The sequence below is a fragment of the Methylobacterium dankookense genome (assembly GCF_902141855.1).
GTDB lineage: Bacteria > Pseudomonadota > Alphaproteobacteria > Rhizobiales > Beijerinckiaceae > Methylobacterium > Methylobacterium dankookense.
This window is the reverse complement of sequence record NZ_CABFVH010000008.1, coordinates 117,211-134,957: the sequence shown is the minus strand read 5'-3', so window position 1 is coordinate 134,957 and position 17,747 is coordinate 117,211. Positions and strand designations below refer to the sequence as shown.

At 74.8% G+C, this 17,747-nt stretch carries 18 protein-coding genes and 1 pseudogene; 15 read left to right on the top strand and 4 right to left on the bottom strand.

The features are described 5' to 3' along the window. Positions 1-662 precede the first annotated feature (662 nt). Positions 663-2,141: a methyl-accepting chemotaxis protein gene (locus tag MTDSW087_RS09500; RefSeq protein ID WP_144763126.1), complete on the top strand. Its 1,479-nt coding sequence runs from the start codon at positions 663-665 to the stop codon at positions 2,139-2,141. 233 nt (positions 2,142-2,374) lie between these two features. Here the strand turns inward: MTDSW087_RS09500 and MTDSW087_RS09495 are convergent, their stop codons facing one another. Next, complete coding sequence (locus tag MTDSW087_RS09495; RefSeq protein ID WP_144763124.1) at positions 2,375-2,662, bottom strand: hypothetical protein; 288 nt, start codon at positions 2,660-2,662, stop codon at positions 2,375-2,377. Between the two features lie 319 nt (positions 2,663-2,981). Here MTDSW087_RS09495 and MTDSW087_RS09490 point away from each other — a divergent pair, with 319 nt between their 5' ends. The 3 genes from MTDSW087_RS09490 to MTDSW087_RS09480 are packed head-to-tail and all read left to right on the top strand — an operon-like array spanning position 2,982 to position 5,925. Further along, positions 2,982-4,154 carry a phage portal protein gene (locus tag MTDSW087_RS09490; protein WP_144763122.1) on the top strand — a complete coding sequence of 391 codons (1,173 nt, stop codon included), beginning with the start codon at positions 2,982-2,984 and terminating at the stop codon, positions 4,152-4,154. 10 nt (positions 4,155-4,164) lie between these two features. Then, positions 4,165-4,644 (top strand): HK97 family phage prohead protease, encoded by a 480-nt coding sequence (locus MTDSW087_RS09485; protein WP_144763120.1) that lies wholly within the window; start codon positions 4,165-4,167, stop codon positions 4,642-4,644. A gap of 6 nt (positions 4,645-4,650) precedes the next feature. Continuing rightward, entirely contained in the window at positions 4,651-5,925 is a 1,275-nt protein-coding gene (locus tag MTDSW087_RS09480) for a phage major capsid protein (RefSeq protein ID WP_144763118.1), read from the top strand. 36 nt (positions 5,926-5,961) lie between these two features. Here MTDSW087_RS09480 and MTDSW087_RS09475 read toward each other — a convergent pair whose 3' ends face one another. The 3 genes from MTDSW087_RS09475 to MTDSW087_RS09465 all read right to left on the bottom strand — a co-directional run bounded on the left by MTDSW087_RS09475 (position 5,962) and on the right by MTDSW087_RS09465 (position 8,755). Then, the gene (locus tag MTDSW087_RS09475; RefSeq protein WP_144763116.1) at positions 5,962-6,507 is read right to left on the bottom strand and encodes a PAS domain-containing protein; all 546 of its coding nucleotides are present in this window, start codon (positions 6,505-6,507) and stop codon (positions 5,962-5,964) included. A 215-nt stretch (positions 6,508-6,722) separates the two neighbouring features. Beyond that, a complete protein-coding gene (locus tag MTDSW087_RS09470; RefSeq protein WP_144763114.1) occupies positions 6,723-7,574 on the bottom strand; it encodes a S1 family peptidase in 852 nt (283 codons plus the stop codon). Positions 7,575-7,999: 425 nt separating this feature from the next. Beyond that, positions 8,000-8,755, bottom strand: a complete 756-nt coding sequence (locus MTDSW087_RS09465; protein ID WP_144763112.1) for a S1 family peptidase — start codon at positions 8,753-8,755, stop codon at positions 8,000-8,002. A gap of 38 nt (positions 8,756-8,793) precedes the next feature. Between MTDSW087_RS09465 and MTDSW087_RS09460 the strand changes: the two genes are divergently transcribed. The 11 genes and pseudogenes from MTDSW087_RS09460 to MTDSW087_RS09410 all read left to right on the top strand — a co-directional run bounded on the left by MTDSW087_RS09460 (position 8,794) and on the right by MTDSW087_RS09410 (position 17,739). After that, the gene (locus MTDSW087_RS09460; RefSeq protein ID WP_144763110.1) at positions 8,794-9,342 is read left to right on the top strand and encodes a head-tail connector protein; all 549 of its coding nucleotides are present in this window, start codon (positions 8,794-8,796) and stop codon (positions 9,340-9,342) included. 12 nt (positions 9,343-9,354) lie between these two features. Then, positions 9,355-9,576, top strand: a pseudogene (locus tag MTDSW087_RS30770) (phage head completion protein); the annotation flags it as partial. Positions 9,577-9,727: 151 nt separating this feature from the next. Further along, a complete protein-coding gene (gene gp17, locus MTDSW087_RS09450; RefSeq protein WP_144763108.1) occupies positions 9,728-10,138 on the top strand; it encodes a tail completion protein gp17 in 411 nt (136 codons plus the stop codon). Between the two features lie 38 nt (positions 10,139-10,176). Next, on the top strand, positions 10,177-10,590 hold the full coding sequence (locus MTDSW087_RS09445; RefSeq protein WP_144763198.1) for a phage major tail protein, TP901-1 family: 414 nt from the start codon (positions 10,177-10,179) through the stop codon (positions 10,588-10,590). After that, the gene (locus tag MTDSW087_RS09440; protein WP_144763106.1) at positions 10,590-10,913 is read left to right on the top strand and encodes a gene transfer agent family protein; all 324 of its coding nucleotides are present in this window, start codon (positions 10,590-10,592) and stop codon (positions 10,911-10,913) included. The genes MTDSW087_RS09445 and MTDSW087_RS09440 overlap by 1 nt, the downstream gene beginning before the upstream one ends. Continuing rightward, a complete protein-coding gene (locus MTDSW087_RS09435) occupies positions 10,910-11,134 on the top strand; it encodes a phage tail assembly chaperone (RefSeq protein WP_144763196.1) in 225 nt (74 codons plus the stop codon). The genes MTDSW087_RS09440 and MTDSW087_RS09435 overlap by 4 nt, the downstream gene beginning before the upstream one ends. A 12-nt stretch (positions 11,135-11,146) precedes the next feature. Continuing rightward, positions 11,147-11,710, top strand: a complete 564-nt coding sequence (locus tag MTDSW087_RS09430; RefSeq protein ID WP_144763104.1) for a phage tail tape measure protein — start codon at positions 11,147-11,149, stop codon at positions 11,708-11,710. 107 nt (positions 11,711-11,817) lie between these two features. Then, positions 11,818-12,459, top strand: a complete 642-nt coding sequence (locus MTDSW087_RS09425; RefSeq protein ID WP_144763102.1) for a DUF2460 domain-containing protein — start codon at positions 11,818-11,820, stop codon at positions 12,457-12,459. A 20-nt stretch (positions 12,460-12,479) separates the two neighbouring features. After that, positions 12,480-13,352: a DUF2163 domain-containing protein gene (locus tag MTDSW087_RS09420; RefSeq protein ID WP_144763100.1), complete on the top strand. Its 873-nt coding sequence runs from the start codon at positions 12,480-12,482 to the stop codon at positions 13,350-13,352. 11 nt (positions 13,353-13,363) lie between these two features. After that, positions 13,364-13,840, top strand: coding sequence for an NlpC/P60 family protein (locus MTDSW087_RS09415; protein WP_144763098.1), 477 nt, complete (start codon positions 13,364-13,366; stop codon positions 13,838-13,840). Next, the gene (locus MTDSW087_RS09410) at positions 13,828-17,739 is read left to right on the top strand and encodes a baseplate multidomain protein megatron (RefSeq protein ID WP_144763096.1); all 3,912 of its coding nucleotides are present in this window, start codon (positions 13,828-13,830) and stop codon (positions 17,737-17,739) included. The genes MTDSW087_RS09415 and MTDSW087_RS09410 overlap by 13 nt, the downstream gene beginning before the upstream one ends. The last annotated feature ends 8 nt before the right edge of the window (positions 17,740-17,747 follow it).

The window sequence follows — 17,747 nt, the reverse complement described above, 5'->3', positions numbered from 1 at the left end:
ACTGATATCGGCTTCCAGGCGATCGCTTCGGCCGGCCACACGCGCCCCCCTCTCCCCGCCGGGCGGGGAGAGGCCTGCCTTGCACCTCGTCGTGCAGGCAGGAAGCGGAGGCGAAGCCGCAGCGGCGGTGAGGGGGAGATTCCGGACGAGACTCCTCCGTTCAAGCCCCCTCACCCTCGGCTGCCGCCTCGCTCAGCCGACGACAGGGTCGGCTGAGCCCTCTCCCCGCGCGCGGGGAGAGGGGATCCGTGGCGGGCCGCTCCGATCGATCCGGATACTGGTTTGATCGGTCTCCCAGAAGGAAGGCCTCCAGAAATCGCGGCGCACTCCGAACACCGCCTTCGAGACCCGGCTGACGCCTCACGCCTCACGACGAGGCCGAGATGGGAACCGTCGAGCCCCGGTCGACCGCCAGCATCGTGGCCGAAACAGGCACCGGGAGCGCTCTTCCCTGAAGTGGAGGCCCCATGCGGAACCGAACGCGCCACGGTCTTTACACAAATCAGTTCTGAAAAAAATCTCAGGCTGATATCAATTCGCTCAATTTGCCGATCAATGACCTCTTTGTGATGTTGACCGCTTATAGAAATGAAAACACGCAATTAATCTTTCTGCCGCATCTTGAAGCCATCGGCACACGCCCACGTTCGACGGAAACGCCCATGCTCCCGTTCCGCAGCGACGATTCGCGCGCCAAGCTCGATGCCCTCGACCGGTCCCAGGCCATCATCGAGTTCCTGCCCGACGGCACCGTCCTGACCGCCAACGCCAACTTCCTCGACGCGGTGGGCTACGCCCTGCACGAGGTGCAGGGGCAGCATCACAGCCTCTTCGTCCAGCCGGCCTATCGCGACAGCGCCGAGTACCGCGCCTTCTGGGACGGCCTGCGCCGGGGCAGCTTCCAGGCCGCCGAGTTCAAGCGGATCGCCAAGGGCGGCCGCGAGATCTGGATCCAGGCGAGCTACAACCCGGTGCTCGACCGGAGCGGCCGGGTGATCAAGATCGTCAAGTTCGCCACCGACATCACCGCGCAGAAGGCGCGCAGCCTCAACCTCGACGGCCAGATCGCCGCGCTGCACCGCTCCCAGGCGGTCATCGCCTTCGCCCCCGACGGCACGATCCTCAACGCCAACGCCAACTTCCTCGCCGCGATGGGCTACGCGCTGGAGGAGATCCGGGGCCGCCACCACAGCCTGTTCATGGATCCGGAGGAGCGGGCGAGCACCGCCTACCGTGACTTCTGGGCGGCCCTCGCCCGCGGCGAGTATCAGTCGGCCGAGTTCCGGCGCATCGCCAAGGGCAGGCGCGAGGTCTTCATCCAGGCCACCTACAACCCGGTCACCGACGCGGACGGGCGCGTGACGGAGGTGGTGAAGTTCGCCACCGACGTCACGACCCAGGTGCGCGAGCGCCAGCGCCGCGCCGCCGCGCAGCGGGCGATCGGCACCGATCTCGACGCGATCGGCGAGGCCGTCGCGGACGTCACCCGGCAGACGACGACCGCCGCCGGCACGGTCGGCCGGGTGGCGAGCGACATCCAGGCGATGGCGGCCGGCGCGGAGGAATTGTCCGCCTCGGTCGGCGAGATCAGCCAGCAGGTCAGCCACGCCGCGCAGATGGCGCGGGCGGCCGTCGAGCAGACGCAGCGGACCGGCGGCATCGTTGCGGGCCTCAGCGAGCACGCGGCCCATATCGGCGACGTGGTGGCGATGATCCAGAGCATCGCCGGACAGACGAACCTGCTCGCCCTCAACGCGACGATCGAGGCGGCGCGGGCCGGGGTAGCGGGCAAGGGCTTCGCGGTGGTGGCCTCCGAGGTGAAGGCGTTGGCCGAGCAGACGGCCAAGGCGACGGATCAGATCCGCGGCCAGATCACCACGACGCAGACGGCCACGCGGGAGGCCGTGGACGCGATCGGCTCGATCCAGGGCACGATCCGAGCGCTGGACGAGGTCGCCGCCGCCATCGCGGCGGCCGTGGAGGAGCAGTCGGCGGTGACCCGCGAGATGTCGGGCAGCATGCAGATGGCCTCCCACGGCGCGGCGAGCATCGCCACCGGCATGGAAGCCATCGCCGTCGCCAGCGGCCGCGTCGACGCGGCCACGCGGCAGGTGCAGGAGGAGGCACGGGCGGTCGGCTGAGCGGATCCGCTCGGGCCTCGGCTTCCTCGCTCCCCTTCGCGACGGGCCTCTCCTCCCCAGAGATCTCGGGCTTGCCCGAGATCTGCCCTTGCCTGTCCAGATCGGGCAGGCCCGATCTGGATGGGGAGGAGCCGGAGGTGGGGTCGTGCAGGATGGAGCGGTGCCTCCTGCACCACCCCCACCCCTGACCCCTCCCCGCAAGGGGGAGGGGATACTTCCGTCCCTGACCTGGCTCAGCGCCCGCCGCCACCGCCCTGCGGGGCGACGCGGCTCGGCTGGCCGGCATTGCCGGCGGCGGCCGAGTCGTTCGAGATCACGTCGGCGGGCTGGCCGGTCGGCGAGTAGTTGTAGGCGCCCGGCTCGCCGGTCGAGCCGCCCTGGCGCGTGAGGACGCCGCCGGTGGTGGCGGGGCCGGGCCCCGGGGCCACGACGACGGCCGGGCCGGAGGGCGTCTCGACCACCTGGGCGAGCGCGGGCGTGACGAGAGAGGCGGCAACGGCCGCCAGGAAGAGCGTGCGCATTCGAAGATTGTCCTGTGCGTGGCAGGGAGGAAGGACAACGGTCTTCCATCCCCGGCGTGCACGGAGAACATCGATCGCGCACAAAAGATCCGTCCGGCCAAGCCGGTTCGTTTCACGGATCTGAGATCGCGGCCTCCGTCCATCGCGCGCCCTTCGCCGAGCCGGTCCCCGCTCCGGCAGCGGACCTCACGTGGTCCCGCGCGAGCGATCCCGTCCTCGACCTCTTCCTGAGAGCGCGGGTGGAGGCGACGGGTCGCGAGCCCGGACGGCCCGCTCCGACACGCGCTCACCCGATCCGACCCCAGCAAGGACCTGCCTCATGCCGACCCTGCTCACCCGGCTGGCGCGGGCCGCCGGCTATGTGCCCGCGGCCGCGACCCTGTCGGAGAAGGCGTTCCCGGGATCGGTCCTCGCCGGGCCCGGCTTCGTCCTCTGCGGCGAGGGCCGCGCCGCCTGGACGCCGCGGGAGACCACGGCGCTCGCCAAGGCCGGCTACGCGCGCAACGCCGTGGTCCACCGCGCCGTGCGTCTCGTCGCCGAGACCGCGGCGAGCATGCCGCTGGTGCCGGAGGGCGCGGGCGCCGGGGCGCTCGCCGCGCTCCTCGCCCGGCCGAACCCGCGCGAGGGCGGCACGCGGCTCCTGGAGACGGTCTACGCCCAGCTCATGCTCAGCGGGAACGCCTATCTGGAGGCGGTGAGCCTCGACGGCATGCCCCGCGAGCTGTTCTCCCTGCGGCCCGAGCGGATGCGGGTGGTGCCGGGGCCCGATGGCTGGCCGGTGTCCTATCTCTACGGGGTCGGCGGCCGGGCGCGCCGCTACGAGCAGGCGGGCGCCGTGCCGCCGATCCTGCACCTCGCCCTGTTCCACCCGGGGGACGACACGCGCGGCCTCGCGCCGATCGAGGCGGCGGCGACCGCCCTCGACATCCACAACGCGGCCGGCGCCTGGAACAAGGCGCTCCTCGACAACGCGGCGCGTCCCTCCGGCGCCCTGGTCTTCGGCGGCCAAGCGCATCTGAGTGAGGCGCAGTTCATCCGGCTGAAGGGCGAGCTCGAGGCGAACTACCAGGGCGCGGCCAATGCCGGCCGGCCGCTGCTGCTGGAGGGCGGGCTCGACTGGAAGCCGCTGGCGCTCTCGCCGAAGGAGATGGACTTCGTCGAGGCCAAGCACGCCGCCGCTCGCGAGATCGCGTTGGCCTTCGGCGTGCCCCCGCTCCTGCTCGGCCTGCCCGGCGACAGCACCCACGCCAACTACGCCGAGGCCAACCGCGCCTTCTACCGGCAGACCCTGATCCCGCTGGTGCGGCGCACGGCCGAGAGCCTCGCGCACTGGCTGGCGCCCGCCTTCGGCGCGGTGCGCCTGGAGCCCGACCTCGACCGGATCGAGGCGCTCGCCGCCGAGCGCGAATCCCTGTGGCGGCGCGTCCAGGAGGCCGACTTCCTGAGCGAGGCCGAGAAGCGCGAGGCCGTGGGCTACGGCCCCGCCGCCTGAGGGGGACGCGATGGACGGCGATTTCACGGGCCATTTCACCGGCTATGCCAGTCTGTTCGGGCAGCCCGATCTCGGCCGCGACGTGGTCCGGCCCGGGGCCTTCGCGGCGAGCCTGCGGGCGCGGGGGCCCGCCGGCGTGCGCATGCTGTTCCAGCACGATCCGGCCGAGCCGGTCGGCGTCTGGCTCGACCTGCGCGAGGATGCGCGCGGCCTCCGGGTGGAGGGCCGGCTCAACCTCGCCGTGCAGCGCGCCCGCGAGCTCGACGCGCTAATCCGCCAGGGCGCCCTCGACGGGCTCTCGATCGGCTTCCGGACGCTCGGCGCGACGCCCGACCGCGCCGGCTACCGCCACCTCACCGCGGTCGATCTCTGGGAGATCTCGCTGGTCTCCTTCCCCCTTCAGCCGGGTGCGCGCGTCGCCGCGCCGCTCGGCCCCACGTTGCGCGACCTCGCCCGGCGGATCGCGCCCGCCGCCCATCCCGGAGCCTAGAGACGCATGCAACCGGACATCGCCTTCGAGACCAAGTCCTACGAGACCAAGGCCGGGCTTTCCGGCGGATTGCCCGGCGCCGACGCCCGCGCCGCGCTCGACGAGTTCGCCCGCGCCTTCGACGCCTTCAAGGCCACCAACGATTCCCGCCTCGGCCAGATCGAGAGCCGGCTCGGGCCCGACGCCCTCACCGAGGAGAAGCTCGCCCGCATCGACGCGGCCCTCGACCAAGCCCGCACCCGGCTCGACCGGATCAGCCTCGACCGGGCGCGGCCTCCGCTGCTCGGCGGCCCGGCGCCCCGCGATCCCGCCGCCGACGAGCACAAGGCGGCCTTCGACCTCTACGTCCGGGCCGGCGAGAGCGGCGGCCTGAAAGGTCTGGAGGCCAAGGCGATGCAGGCGGGCTCCGGCCCCGACGGCGGCTACCTCGTGCCGGAGACGATCGAGCGCGAGGTGCTGCGCCGGCTCTCCGACCTCTCGCCGATCCGGGCGATCGCCGGCCAGCGCACCATCTCGGGCGGCCAGTACAAGCGGGCGGTCGCCACCGGGGCGCCGTCTGCGGGCTGGGTCGCCGAGACGGCGCCGCGGCCCGAGACCGACGGCCCGGCGCTTGCCGAGATCGCCTTCCCGACCATGGAGCTCTACGCCATGCCGGCGGCGACCCAGACGCTCCTCGACGACGCCGTGGTCGACATCGACGCCTGGCTCGCCGACGAGGTCGAGACCGCCTTCGCCGAGCAGGAGGGCGTGGCCTTCGTCACCGGAAACGGGGTGAGCCGGCCGAAGGGCTTCCTCGCCTACGACGCCGTGGCCAACGCCGCCTGGACGACCGGCAAGATCGGCTTCGTCGGCACCGGCGCGTCCGGCGCCTTCGCCACCGCGAACCCGGCCGACGCGCTGATCGACCTCGTCTACGCGCTGAAGGGCGGCTACCGCCAGAATGCCGGCTTCGTGATGAGCCGGCGCACGCAGAGCGCGATCCGCAAGCTGAAGGACGGCGACGGCAACTACCTCTGGCAGCCGCCGACCGCGGCGGACCGGCCTGCCACCCTGATGGGCTTCCCCCTCACGGAGGCCGAGGCGATGCCGGACATCGCGGCGGGCAGCCTGTCGGTGGCCTTCGGCGATTTCCGCCGCGGCTACCTCGTGGTCGACCGGGCGGGCTTGCGCGTGCTGCGCGATCCCTACTCCGCCAAGCCCTACGTGCTGTTCTACACGACGAAGCGCGTCGGCGGCGGGGTGCAGGACTTCGCGGCGATCAAGCTCCTGAAGTTCGCCTGATCCCCGTTCGACGCGCCCGCGCGAGCCCGGCGCCGCTCAGTGCGAGCGGCGCCGGACCAGATGGCGCCCGATCTCGAGGAGCAGGGCGTCGATCAGCAGGCGCAGCATCGGCCGGCCGCTGCGGTCGATCGCCTCGCGGGCGGCGATGCAATGGTCGGCCGCCACCTCCAGCACGTCGGGCTCGTCCCAGCCGGAACCCGGCGATCCCGCGGCCAGGTGGCGCTGGGTGGTGTCGATATAGGTGCCGTGCCCGTGGCGTCCCTCGCCCGGCCGCGGCAGGCGGCCCTGGTTGAGCACCCAGCGCACCGCGCCGCCCTCGCCGCGGATGCGGAATTCGGCGGTGAAGGGCCCGCCCTCCTCGCGGACCCGAAGGATCCGGTCGAAGACCCAGGCCCGGTCCTCCGGGTGGATGCGGCCGAGGGCGACGTCGAGGGGAAGCGGCTTGCCGGCGAGCCCGGCATCGCCCGCCATCGCCGCGGCGGCGCCGTCGTCCAGCACGGAGCGGCCGGCCCTCACGTCGGTCGTCCACGTACCGATGACGCCGGCCGCCTCCAGCGGAAGGGGAAAGGACCGGCGTGTCATGCGCTCGTCGTCTTGCAGGGCCTCGCGGCAAGATGCGAAGCCGGCTCGGAAACCAGTCCGGGATAATCTGGCATCGGATAGCAAAACTACCGGTTGCAGCACAACCGTACCGGGCCTGCATGGTTGCCATGAGCCGGCCGAAAGCGCGCTCGGCACACACTCCGCGGCACCATGCCGCGCCGCATGCAGGCTGCCGGATTTCTGGAGACCCGGCCTCAGCGCGTGCGGGGCGGGCGCGCCATCCAGCCGCTGCGGCCGGGGCTCACCACGGCGGCATCGACCTGGGACATCTCGGCCGCCCGCGAGGCGATCCAGCCCGCATGCTCGGCCACGGGGGTGACGGCGGTGAAGCCGCCGCAGGCGGTGCGCCGCTTGGTGTTCTGCTGCAGCGCCCCGCTCGACCAGCTGACGACGCCGACGATGCGGTAGCCGCCCGGGCCGCCGCTGAGGATCGGGCCGCCGGAATCGCCGAGGCAGGCGCCCGCCCCCGCCGTCTCGGCGAAGCGGCGCCGGTCGGTCACCACCGTGACGCGGTTGGCGACCTGCAGGGAGCCGATCGAGACGAGATGAGCCTGGCGCAGCGTGCGGGCGGTGTTGCGCCGGTTCTCGGCGACGACGCCGAAGCCCGCGATGTCGACCGCATCGCCCGTGCCGATCGAGCCGGCGCCGCGGGGATCGAGGGGCACGAAATCGGCGCCGAGCGGCTGGGCGAGCTTGATCAGGGCGAGGTCGACCCCCGGCTGATCCTCCGGCGTGGTGCCGGGCACGAATTCGGGATGCATCGAGACCGCCGCCGCCCCGACGCGCCGGGAGCGGAAGCCGCGGTCCACGGCGATCACGTTGTAGCCGGCCCGGTGCATGACGCAGTGGGCGGCGGTGAGCACGAGGTCGGGTGCGATCAGGGTGCCGGAGCAGATCTCGCCCTGCGTGCTCTCGATGCGCACCACGAAGGTGCGGGTGCCGTTCGGATCCCGCGAGACCTCGCCCTGGATCACCGCGCCGGCCGAGGCCGGGACGAGACCGATAAGGGCGCCGAGCGCGGCCGCGCGGAGGGTTCTGGCGAGCATCGAGCGTTCCCTGCTGTCGGATTCCGAGCCTAGCCCAAGGCAAACCCCCGGCCAAGCTGCGGTTCCCTGCGGACCCGGTCGATCGACGCCAAACCTTGTTCGAAGGCGATCCCGGGCCTCGACGCGCCCCCTCTCCCGTTCGGGAGAGGGCTGGGGTGAGGGATGAGAAGTGTCCGGATTGGTCGCGACGGTCCGAGACGGGCCTCTCCTCCCCACGGATCTCGGGCTTGCCCGAGATCTGCCCTTGTCTGTCCAGACCGGGCAGGCCCGATCTGGATGGGGAGGAGTCGGAGGTGGGGGTGCCGCAGAAGGCACCGATGAGCCGCATCCGGCACCACCCCCACCCCGAACCCCTCCCCGCAAGGGGGAGGGGACCTGCGCCTCCTTCGGTCGGCGGCGAGATGTGATCCGCGCGCCGAGGCCGCTCAGCCCTCCCAGCGCGCCGCGCGGCCCCAGCCGGCGAGCGTCCGGTCGAGCCAGTCGCGCTGCGGGCCGACGAGGATGCCCTGGGTCAGCCCGCCGCAGCCGCCGCCGATCCAGGCGGTGACGGCGACGACGGCGCCGCCGGATTCCGTGACCGGGCCGCCGGAATCGCCCTGGCAGCCACCGGCCTTGCCCGAGGCCGCGCGCAGCCAGACCAGGATCCGGCTCGGGCCGTGGGGCTCAACAACGCCGAGCGCCGCGCTGCGGAAGCTGCCGGTGGAGCGCGGGTCGCCCGGACGGGCGGCGCCGTAGCCGCCGAGGTCGAGGCTCGCCCCGGCCCGCGGCATGGCGGGGCTCAGGGCGGCCGGCGCGAAGCGGGCGGGCAGCGGGGTCGCGGTGCGCAGCAGCGCGAGGTCGATGGAGCGCCGCCGCCCGGCGATCGCGCCGGCATCGTAGCCCGGATGCACGGCGCGGGCGGCGAGCGGCACCAGCACCGGCTGGCCCGCCTCGTCCTTGTAGTGGACGCGGTGCTCCAGCCCGCCCGCGGCGCAATGCCCTGCGGTGAGCACCACGTCGGGCGCCAGCACGATGCCGCTGCACACACCCCCGTTCGAGGACAGCACCATCACCGCCGATCCGGGCGGCGCCTCCGCACCCCCGACCACGGCGCCCGCTGGGACCGGCGCCTGCGCGAGGCAGAGGCCGAGAAGCGGCCCGAGAAGCGCGGCGGCGCGGGGCGGACGCCTCGAAGGATGCATCGAAACAGCCTTGGCTCGAACCGGGAAGGACACGGACGATGGTCCCGATACGCGTGGCGGAGGACGGCGTCGAGCCGGTGAGCGTGGCGGAACTGCGCCTGTATCTGCGCCTCGATCCCGACGACCACAGCGAGGACGGGCTGCTCGCCGACCTCGTCGCGGCGGCGCGCGCCGGCATCGAGACGGAGAGCCGGCGCATCCTGCGGCCCGCGACCTTCCGGCTGGTCCTGCCCGCCCGGCCGCGCGGCTGGCTGGCCGTGCCGCTGAGCCCGCTCGTCGCCGTCACGCGGCTCGCCCTGTCGGGTCCCGATGGCGCGACCGCCCTCGACCCCGTCCTGGTGCGCCTCGGCGACGACACGATCGAGGCGCCCGGCCTCGCGGTCGATCCCGCTCTGCCGGCCCTCGACGGCCGCAGCCTCCTGATCGAGCTGCGCGCCGGGTATGGCGGCGACGGGCCGGCCCTGCCCCCGCCGCTCAGGCTCGCCGTGCTGCGGCTCGCCGCCGCCCGCTACGAGCACCGCGGCGACGAGCCCGATGCGCCCGATCCGGCCGCCCTCGCCGCCCCCTTCCGCCGACTCAGGCTCTGACCGGAGACCACCATGGCCGACATCGCACGTCCCGCGCTCGGCGCGCGGCGGCGCCGCTTCGTGCTGGAGATGCCCGTCGAGGAGCCGGACGGCTTCGGCGGCGTGCTCCGGCGCTACGTCGCCGGCCCCGTGCTCTGGGGCGCGCTCAGCCCGGCGGGCGCGGTCGAGCGCCTCGCCGGCGGCCGGAGCGACCGCGTCGCGACCCACCGCATCACCCTGCGCGCCCGGCCGGGCCTGACCCCGGCCATGCGCCTCGCCGCGGGACCGCGCCGCTTCGCCATCCGCGCCGCTTCGCCATCCGCGGCGTGGACGAGGCGGACCCGCAGGGGCGCGACCTCGTCTGCCACGTGGAGGAACTGGTCGAGGCGACGGCGGGAGCCGCCTCGTGAGCGCCGCCTCCCTCCTGGCGCTCCGCGCCGCCCTCCTCGCCCGGTTCGCGGGCGATCCCGCGCTGGCGGCTTTGATGGGCGGCGCGGTGCGCCTCCACGACGAGCCGCCGCGCGGATCGGTGCCCGTCTACGCTCTGTTCGGCGAGGCCGGATCCCGCGACGATTCCGTCGACGGGGCGCGGCGCGCCATCCTCAGCCACGCGCTGATCGTGATCGCCAGGCCCGGCTCGGCCCGCACCGCCCTCGACGCGGCGGCGCGGATGGCCGCGCTCGCCGAGGACGGCCTCGCGCTGACCGGCCACACCCTGGTGAGCCTCGTCGCCGAGAGCCTGAGCGCGAGCCGCGACGAACGCAGCGGCGAGGCCCGCGCGATCCTCACCCTGCGGGCGGTCACCGAGACGCCCTGAAGTCCCATCCGCAAACCAAATCTCCCACGGAGACATCGATGAGCGCCCAGAAAGGCAAGGACCTCCTCATCCGGGCCGGCGACGGCGCGGGCGGCTTCACCGCGGTGGCGGGCCTGCGCGCCCGCCAGCTCGCCCTCAACGCCGAGACCGTCGACGTGACGAACGCCGATTCCGCCGGGCGCTGGCGCGAGCTGCTGGCGGGAGCAGGCGTGCGCCGGGCCGCGATCTCGGGCGCGGGCGTGTTCCGGGACCAGGCCTCGGACCTGCGCCTGCGGCAGCTCTTCTTCGACGGGCTGATCGAGACCTTCCAGGTGGTGGTGCCGGCCTTCGGCACCATCGAGGGGCCGTTCCAGATCACGGCGCTCGAATATCGCGGCGACCATGCCGGCGAGGTCACCTTCGACATGAGCCTCGATTCCGCCGGGGCCGTCAGCTTCACGGCGCTGGCCTGATGGCGAACCGCCGCCGCGGCGAAGTGCCGCTCGATCTCGGGGGTACGCGCTACACCCTCTGCCTGACGCTCGGCGCCCTGGCCGAGCTGGAGGACGCCCTGCGGGCGCCCGACCTCGCGGGCCTCGCCGAGCGCTTCGCCGCGGGGCGGCTCTCCGCCCGCGACCTCGTGGCGCTGCTCGGCGCCGCGCTGCGGGGCGGCGGGCACGACCTCGACGACCGCGCGGTGGCGGAGCTGCCGCTGGCGGGCGGCTTCGCGGCGATGACGGAGGCGCTCGGCGCCGCCCTCGTCGCGGCGTTCGGGGAGGACGGGCCCCGCCCCTGAGGGCCGCGGGAGGGCACGAGGGCGCCCTCCCGCGGCTTCCCACGCCGGCGGTCGCCCTGCCCTGGGACGACCTCCTCGCCCTCTGCCTCGGCCGCCTCCGCTGGCCGCCCGCCGCCTTCTGGGCGGCCACGCCCCGCGAGGTGGCGGCGGCAATCGGGCGGGCGCCCGCGCCGATGTCCCGCGCCGAGCTCGACCGGCTGATCGCCGCCCATCCCGACTGACGGAGCCTCCCCATGGCCGAGACCGACACGGACCGCGCCAACACAGCCCGGATCCGGCAGCTCCAGACCCTCGACAAGCTCGCACAGAGCTTCGGCCGCAGCCTGTCCGCGGCGCTCGCGGGCAGCCTCGGCTCCGGGCGCCAGCTCGACGGGCTGCTCGGCTCTCTCGGCAACCGCCTCGCCGCGGCCACGGCGCGGGCGGCCATGAGCCCGGTACGCAGCGGCATCACCAGCCTCGTCAACGGGCTCCTCAGCGGGGATGCCGCCTTCGCGCAGGGCGGCGTGATCCAGTCCGGCCGGGTCCGCCCCTTCGCTGCGGGCGGGATCGTGTCGGCGCCCACCTACTTCCCGATGCGGGACGGCGCCGGCCTGATGGGCGAGGCCGGACCCGAGGCGATCCTGCCGCTCCGCCGCGGCCCGGACGGCCGCCTCGGCGTCGCGGCGGGGGCCGCCGCCCGGCCCGTCTCCATCAACGTCACCATCGCGACGCCCGACCCGGGGGCCTTCCGCCGCTCGGAGGCGCAGGTCGCGGCCCAGCTCGCCCGCGCGGTGGCCCGCGGCCAGCGGGCCCTGTGAGGGCGCCCGGCGACGGTCCGCGAAGCGCCAAGCGCGACCGCGCGTCGGCGCCCATGCGCCGGACGTGAAGGCTCCGCGGAGCCTTCACACCAAGAAGGGATTTTTCGATGCCGGCCGACTTCCACGAGGTGCTGTTCCCCCTCGACGTCGCCCTGCGCGGCAGCGGCGGACCGGTGCGGCTCACCGAGATCGTGACGCTGGCCTCGGGCCGCGAGCACCGCAACAGCCGCTGGGCGGATTCGCGGCGCCGCTACGATGCCGGCTTCGGCATCCGCAGCCTCGACGCGCTCCACGCGGTGCTGAGCTTCTTCGAGGAGCGGCGCGGGCGCCTCTACGGCTTCCGCTACCGCGACCGGGTGGATTGCCGCTCCGGCCCGCCGGGCCGGGCGATCGGCCCGGGCGACCAGATCCTCGGCACCGGCGACGGGCAGACCGCCATCTTCGCCCTCGCCAAGACCTATGGCGCGGGCCCGAGCGCCTACCGGCGGGTGATCGCCAAGCCCGTGGCCGGCAGCGTGCGGGTGGCGGTGGCGGGCCGCGAGCTGACCCCGGCCGAGTTCGCCTGCGACCCGGCGACCGGCCTCGTCACCGTCGCGGGCGGCGCGGTGCCGGGCCCGGGCGCCGCCGTCACCGCGGGCTTCGCCTTCGACGTGCCGGTCCGCTTCGACACCGACGACCTCACCGTGAACTTCGAGGCCTTCACCGCGGGCGAGATCCCGAAGGTGCCCCTCGTCGAGATCGTGCCCTGAGGCTTCCGGGAGGACCATCCATGCGCGAGATCCCCGACGCCTTCGCCGCCCATCTCGCGGGCGGCGTCACCACGCTCTGCCGGTGCTGGACGCTCGCCCGCCGCGACGGCGTGCGCCTCGGCTTCACCGACCACGACCGCGACCTCGTCGTCGGCGGCCTCACCTACGCCGCCCGCACCGGGCTCGAGGCGGCCGAGGCCAGCGCGGAGCTGGGCTTCGCCGTCTCCGGCGGGGACGTGGCCGGCGCGCTGACCGGCCTCGGGCTGACCGAAGTGGAGATCGCGGGCGGGCTCTACGACGGCGCGAGCGTCGAGACCTGGCTCGTCGACTGGACGGCGCCGGAGACGCGGCTCCTTCTCGACCTCGCCACGATCGGCGAGATCCGCCGCTCGGGCGATGCCTTCGTGGCGGAGCTGCGCGGCCTCGCCGACCGGCTGGAGGCCGAGCGCGGCCGGACCTACCGCGCCACCTGCGGCGCCGATCTCGGCGATGCGCGCTGCCGGGTCGACCTCGCGGGCTTCCGAGCCAGCGGCACGGTGCTGGCCCAGCCGGAGCCCGGCACGCTCGCCGTGGCGCTCGACGGGACCTTTCCGGACGGGCTGTTCTCGGGTGGGCGACTCGCCTGGACCAGGGGCGCCAATGCCGGCCGCGCCGCCGACCTGTGGGTCCAGGCCGGCGGCCTGATCGAGCTGTGGGAGGCGCCGCCGGCCACGATCGCCCCGGGCGACGCCTTCACCCTCACCGCCGGCTGCGACAAGCGCCTCGCCACCTGCCGCGACCGCTTCGCCAACGCGGTCAACTTCCAGGGCTTCCCGCACATGCCGGGCAACGACTTCGTGGTGCGGCCGCCCGGGGGCGAGACCGGCCTCGACGGCGGCAGCCTGTTCCGCTGACGGAGCGCGCGATGAGCATCACCGGAGAAGCCGTGGTGGCCGAGGCGCGGGCCTGGCTCGGCACGCCCTACCGCCACCAGGCCTCGCTGATCGGCATCGGCTGCGACTGCCTCGGGCTGGTGCGGGGCGTCTGGCGCGGCCTGCACGGCGACGAGCCCGAGGCCGCGCCGCCCTATTCGGGCACCTGGGCGGAATCGGCCCCGCCCGGGCGCGACCCGCTGATGGAGGCGGCTTACCGCCACCTCGTCCCGGTGGACGGGCCGCTCGTAAGCTACGCGGCCGAGCCCGGCGACGTGCTGCTCTTCGCCTTCCGCGCCCACCTGCCGGCCCGGCACTGCGCCATCGCCACCGAGGCGGGCGCGATGATCCACGCCCACGACCGGGCCGCGGTCGCCGAGGTGGCGCTCACCCGCTGGTGGCGGCGCCACCTCGTCGGCGCCTTCCGCTTCCCCGGCCTCGCTCCAGGAGATCCGCCATGGCGACGCTGATCCTGTCCACGGCCGGCGCGGCGGCGGGCACCGCGCTCGGCGGCCCGATCGGCGGGGTGATCGGTCGCGTGGTCGGGGCCGCGGCCGGCGGCGCCATCGACGGGGCGCTGCTCGGGTCGCGCTCCGGCCCGCGCCATGTCGAGGGGCCGCGGCTTGCCGACGTCGCCGGTCTCACCTCCACCGAGGGCGATCCCGTGCCCCGCGTCTACGGGCGGGCGAAGCTCGGCGGCACCCTGATCTGGGCGACGCGCCCGCTCGAGGTCGCCAACACCACGGTGGAGCGTGCCGGCAGCGGCGCCAAGGGCGGCGGCGGCCAGCGCATCGTGCGCACGGCCTACGCCTATTCCGCCAACCTCGCGGTCGGCCTGTGCGAGGGCGAGGTCGCCTGCCTGCGCCGGATCTGGGCCGACGGCCGCGAGATCGACCAGACCCGGATCACGCTCCGCGTCCATACCGGCGCGGCCGACCAGGAGCCCGACCCGCTCGTCGTCGCCAAGGAGGGTGCGGACAACGCCCCCGCCTATCGCGGCCTCGCCTACGTGGTGTTCGAGGGCCTGCCGCTCGCCGAGTTCGGCAACCGCGTGCCGCAATTCGCCTTCGAGGTGATCCGCCCGGTCAACGGCCTCGCGCCGCTCGTCCGCGCGGTGGACCTGATCCCGGGCTCCAGCGAGTTCGGCCTCGACCCCGCCCCGGTCGGCGTCGATCTCGGCCTCGGGCGGACCCGGGCCGCCAACCGCTTCCAGCTCCAGCGCGAGGCCGACGTCACCGCCTCCCTCGACGCGCTCCAGGCCCTGTGCCCGCGCCTCGAGCGCGTGGCCGTGGTGGCGTCGTGGTTCGGGAACGACCTGCGGGCCGGGCAGTGCCGGGTGGTCCCGAAGGTCGAGGCGGCGGACCAGGACACGACCGGCGACGTCTGGCAGGTGGCGGGCACGGGCCGCGCGGGGGCGGAGCGCGTCTCCACCACCCCGGACGGCGCCCCGGCCTATGGCGGCACGCCCTCCGATGCCGGGCTCGGGCGCCTCGTCGCCGACCTCGCCCGGCGCGGGCTTGAGGTGGTGCTCTACCCCTTCGTGATGATGGACATCCCCGCGGGGAACGGCCTGCCGGACCCGCGCGACGCGAGCGCCCCCGGCCAGCCGCCCTATCCCTGGCGTGGGCGCATCACCTGCCATCCCGCCCCGGGCCGGCCGGACAGCCCGGACGGCACCGAAGCGGCCGAGGCCCAGGTCGCGGCCTTCTTCGCGAACGGCTACCGGCGCGCGGTGCTGCATTACGCGGGCCTCGCCGCGGGCTGGGCCGAGGCCGGGATCCGCCTGTCCGGCTTCCTGATCGGCAGCGAGCTCGTCGGGCTGACCCGCGTGCGGGGCGCGGCCGGCTACCCCGCGGTGGCGGCGCTACGGGCGCTCGCGGCCGAGGTGCGGGCGATCCTCGGGCCGGGCGTGCCCCTCGTCTACGCCGCCGACTGGACCGAGTACGGCGCGCATATGCGCGAGAACGGGGCGGCCGTCCGCTTCCCCCTCGACCCGCTCTTCGCCGACCCGAACATCGCGGCGGTGGGCATCGACTACTACCCACCGCTCACCGACTGGCGCGATGCCCCCGTCCACGCCGACCTCGCCCGGGCCGACACCCTCTACGACCGCGCCTTCCTGAAGGCGGCCTGCGCTTCGGGCGAGGCCTTCGACTGGTACTATCCGGACGAGGGCGCGCGCGCCGCGCAAGGCCGCGTGCCCATCGCCGACGGCGCCTTCGGCAAGCCCTGGACCTTCCGGGCGAAGGACCTCGTCGCGTGGTGGTCGAACCGCCATGTCGAGCGGGAGGGCGGCATCGAGACCGGGCCGACCGCGTGGCTGCCCGGAGCCAAGCCGATCTGGCTCACGGAGGTGGGCGTGCCCGCCGTCGACAAGGGCACCAACGGCCCCAACGTCTTCCCCGACCCGAAATCCTCCGAGAACGCCGTCCCGCCCTTCTCCCGCGGGATCCGCGACGACCTCATCCAGCTGCGCGGCCTGGAGGCGATCCTGTCGCGGTTCGATCCGGAGGCGCCGGGCTTCGAGCCCGCCCACAACCCGGTCTCGCCGGTCTATGGCGGGCGCATGGTCGATCCGGCCTCGGTGTTCGTCTGGGCCTGGGACGCGCGGCCCTTCCCCGCCTTCCCCGATCTCGGATCGGTCTGGGCCGATGCCGGCAACTGGCGGATCGGGCACTGGATCACCGGGCGCATCGAGGGCTGCGACCTCGACCTGCTGGTGGCCCGCATCCTCGCCGATCTCGGCGTGGACGCGGCCGTGCGGATCGAGGCCGCCGCCTTCCTCGACGGCTACGTGGTCGACCGCCCGCTCTCGGCGCGCGCCGCCCTGGAGCCCCTCGCCCAGATCTACGGCCTCGACGTCTCGGCCGTGGCGGGGGTGCTCCGCATCCGCGGCCCCCGCCGCGAGGCCGCCCTGGCCCTCGCCGAGGGCGACCTCGTGCGCGTCGCCGAGGACAGGCCACCGCTCGCGCAGGTGCGGGCGGAGGAGAGCGCCCTGCCGCGCAGCCTCGAACTCGGCATCACCGATTCCGAGAGCCCGGCCTATCGCCGCGCCAGCGCCGCGGCCATGCGTCCGGCGGGCGGGCGCCGCCGCGAGAGCCGGATCGAGGCGGCGATCGTCACCCGGCGCGCGAGCGCGGAGGACCTCGCCGATGCCCTGCTCGACCGCGCCATCGCCGCCCGCGACACCGCGAGCCTCACCTTGAGCCCCCGCCTCCTGGCGCTCGAGCCGGGCGACCTCCTGGCCCTGCCCGCCCCCCGCGCCGCCGGCCCGCTGCTGCAGCGGATCGTCCGCATCGACGACGGGCCGGGCGGCCGGCGCCTGGAGACCCGCGGCGTGCCCCTGCACGGCTCCGGCCTCCGCCCCCGCGACCGGGCACCCGCCGGAGCCGGCTCGGCGCCGCCCGGCCTGCCGGGACGGCCCTTCGCCATCGCCCTCGACCTGCCCGTCGACCGCTCCAGCCCGACCGCCCTGCAATATCTCGCCGTGGCGGCCGATCCCTGGCCCGGCTCGGTGGCGGTCTGGCGCAGCGCGGGCGCGGACGGCCCGCTCGCCCTCCACGCCACCCTCGACCATCCGGCCTGCCTCGGGCACACCCTCTCCGACCTGCCGCCGGGCCCGCTCTGGCGGATCGACCGCCGCGCCCGCCTCGACGTGACGCTGCGCCATGCGGGGGCGCTCGCCAGCATCGAGGAGACGGCAATGCTCGCCGGCGGCAACCTCTTCGCTGTGGTCGCCCCCGATGGCGGCATCGAGATCCTCGGCGCGGCCGAGGCGGTGCTCGCCGGGCCCGAGCGCTACCGGCTCGCCCGGATGCTGCGCGGGCTTGGCAACAGCGAGGCGGCCGCGGGCCGGGGTGCCCCGGCGGGCAGCCTGATCCTGCGCCTCGACGGGGGCGCGGTGGTGCCGCTGGTGGACAGGCTCGACGAGGCGGGGCGGCCGTTCCGCTACCGCATCGGCCCGGCCGAGCGCGATCCCGGCGACCCGGCCTTCGTCGAGATCGCCGCGACGGCGGGGCTCGCCGCGCTGACCTGCCTCGCGCCCGTGCATCTGCGGGCGCGGCGCGAGGCGGAGGGCGTGCGCCTCGCATGGACCCGGCGGGCGCGGCGGGCGGCGGGCGCCCGGGAGCCCGCCGAGATCCCCCTCGACGAGGCGGCGGAAGCCTACAGTATCGACGTGCTGGCCGATGACGGTCAGGTCCTGCGCCGCCTGACCGCCACCGGCCCGAGCGTCCTCTACGCGAGCGCCGACGAGATCGCGGATTTCGGAGCGCCCCGGACCGCGATCGAGGCCGTCATCGCCCAGATCGGCACCGCCGCGGGCCCCGGCGCCCCCTGCCGCGCGCGGGTGCCCGTCCGCGCCGCCTGACGATTCCC

Bases quoted from the DNA above. Each gene is read 5' to 3' on its own strand.
- MTDSW087_RS09500 (WP_144763126.1), top strand. From the start codon at position 663: ATGCTCCCGTTCCGCAGCGACGATTCGCGCGCCAAGCTCGATGCCCTC.
- MTDSW087_RS09495 (WP_144763124.1), bottom strand. From the start codon at position 2,662: ATGCGCACGCTCTTCCTGGCGGCCGTTGCCGCCTCTCTCGTCACGCCC.
- MTDSW087_RS09490 (WP_144763122.1), top strand. From the start codon at position 2,982: ATGCCGACCCTGCTCACCCGGCTGGCGCGGGCCGCCGGCTATGTGCCC.
- MTDSW087_RS09485 (WP_144763120.1), top strand. From the start codon at position 4,165: ATGGACGGCGATTTCACGGGCCATTTCACCGGCTATGCCAGTCTGTTC.
- MTDSW087_RS09480 (WP_144763118.1), top strand. From the start codon at position 4,651: ATGCAACCGGACATCGCCTTCGAGACCAAGTCCTACGAGACCAAGGCC.
- MTDSW087_RS09475 (WP_144763116.1), bottom strand. From the start codon at position 6,507: ATGACACGCCGGTCCTTTCCCCTTCCGCTGGAGGCGGCCGGCGTCATC.
- MTDSW087_RS09470 (WP_144763114.1), bottom strand. From the start codon at position 7,574: ATGCTCGCCAGAACCCTCCGCGCGGCCGCGCTCGGCGCCCTTATCGGT.
- MTDSW087_RS09465 (WP_144763112.1), bottom strand. From the start codon at position 8,755: ATGCATCCTTCGAGGCGTCCGCCCCGCGCCGCCGCGCTTCTCGGGCCG.
- MTDSW087_RS09460 (WP_144763110.1), top strand. From the start codon at position 8,794: ATGGTCCCGATACGCGTGGCGGAGGACGGCGTCGAGCCGGTGAGCGTG.
- MTDSW087_RS09445 (WP_144763198.1), top strand. From the start codon at position 10,177: ATGAGCGCCCAGAAAGGCAAGGACCTCCTCATCCGGGCCGGCGACGGC.
- MTDSW087_RS09440 (WP_144763106.1), top strand. From the start codon at position 10,590: ATGGCGAACCGCCGCCGCGGCGAAGTGCCGCTCGATCTCGGGGGTACG.
- MTDSW087_RS09430 (WP_144763104.1), top strand. From the start codon at position 11,147: ATGGCCGAGACCGACACGGACCGCGCCAACACAGCCCGGATCCGGCAG.
- MTDSW087_RS09425 (WP_144763102.1), top strand. From the start codon at position 11,818: ATGCCGGCCGACTTCCACGAGGTGCTGTTCCCCCTCGACGTCGCCCTG.
- MTDSW087_RS09420 (WP_144763100.1), top strand. From the start codon at position 12,480: ATGCGCGAGATCCCCGACGCCTTCGCCGCCCATCTCGCGGGCGGCGTC.
- MTDSW087_RS09415 (WP_144763098.1), top strand. From the start codon at position 13,364: ATGAGCATCACCGGAGAAGCCGTGGTGGCCGAGGCGCGGGCCTGGCTC.
- MTDSW087_RS09410 (WP_144763096.1), top strand. From the start codon at position 13,828: ATGGCGACGCTGATCCTGTCCACGGCCGGCGCGGCGGCGGGCACCGCG.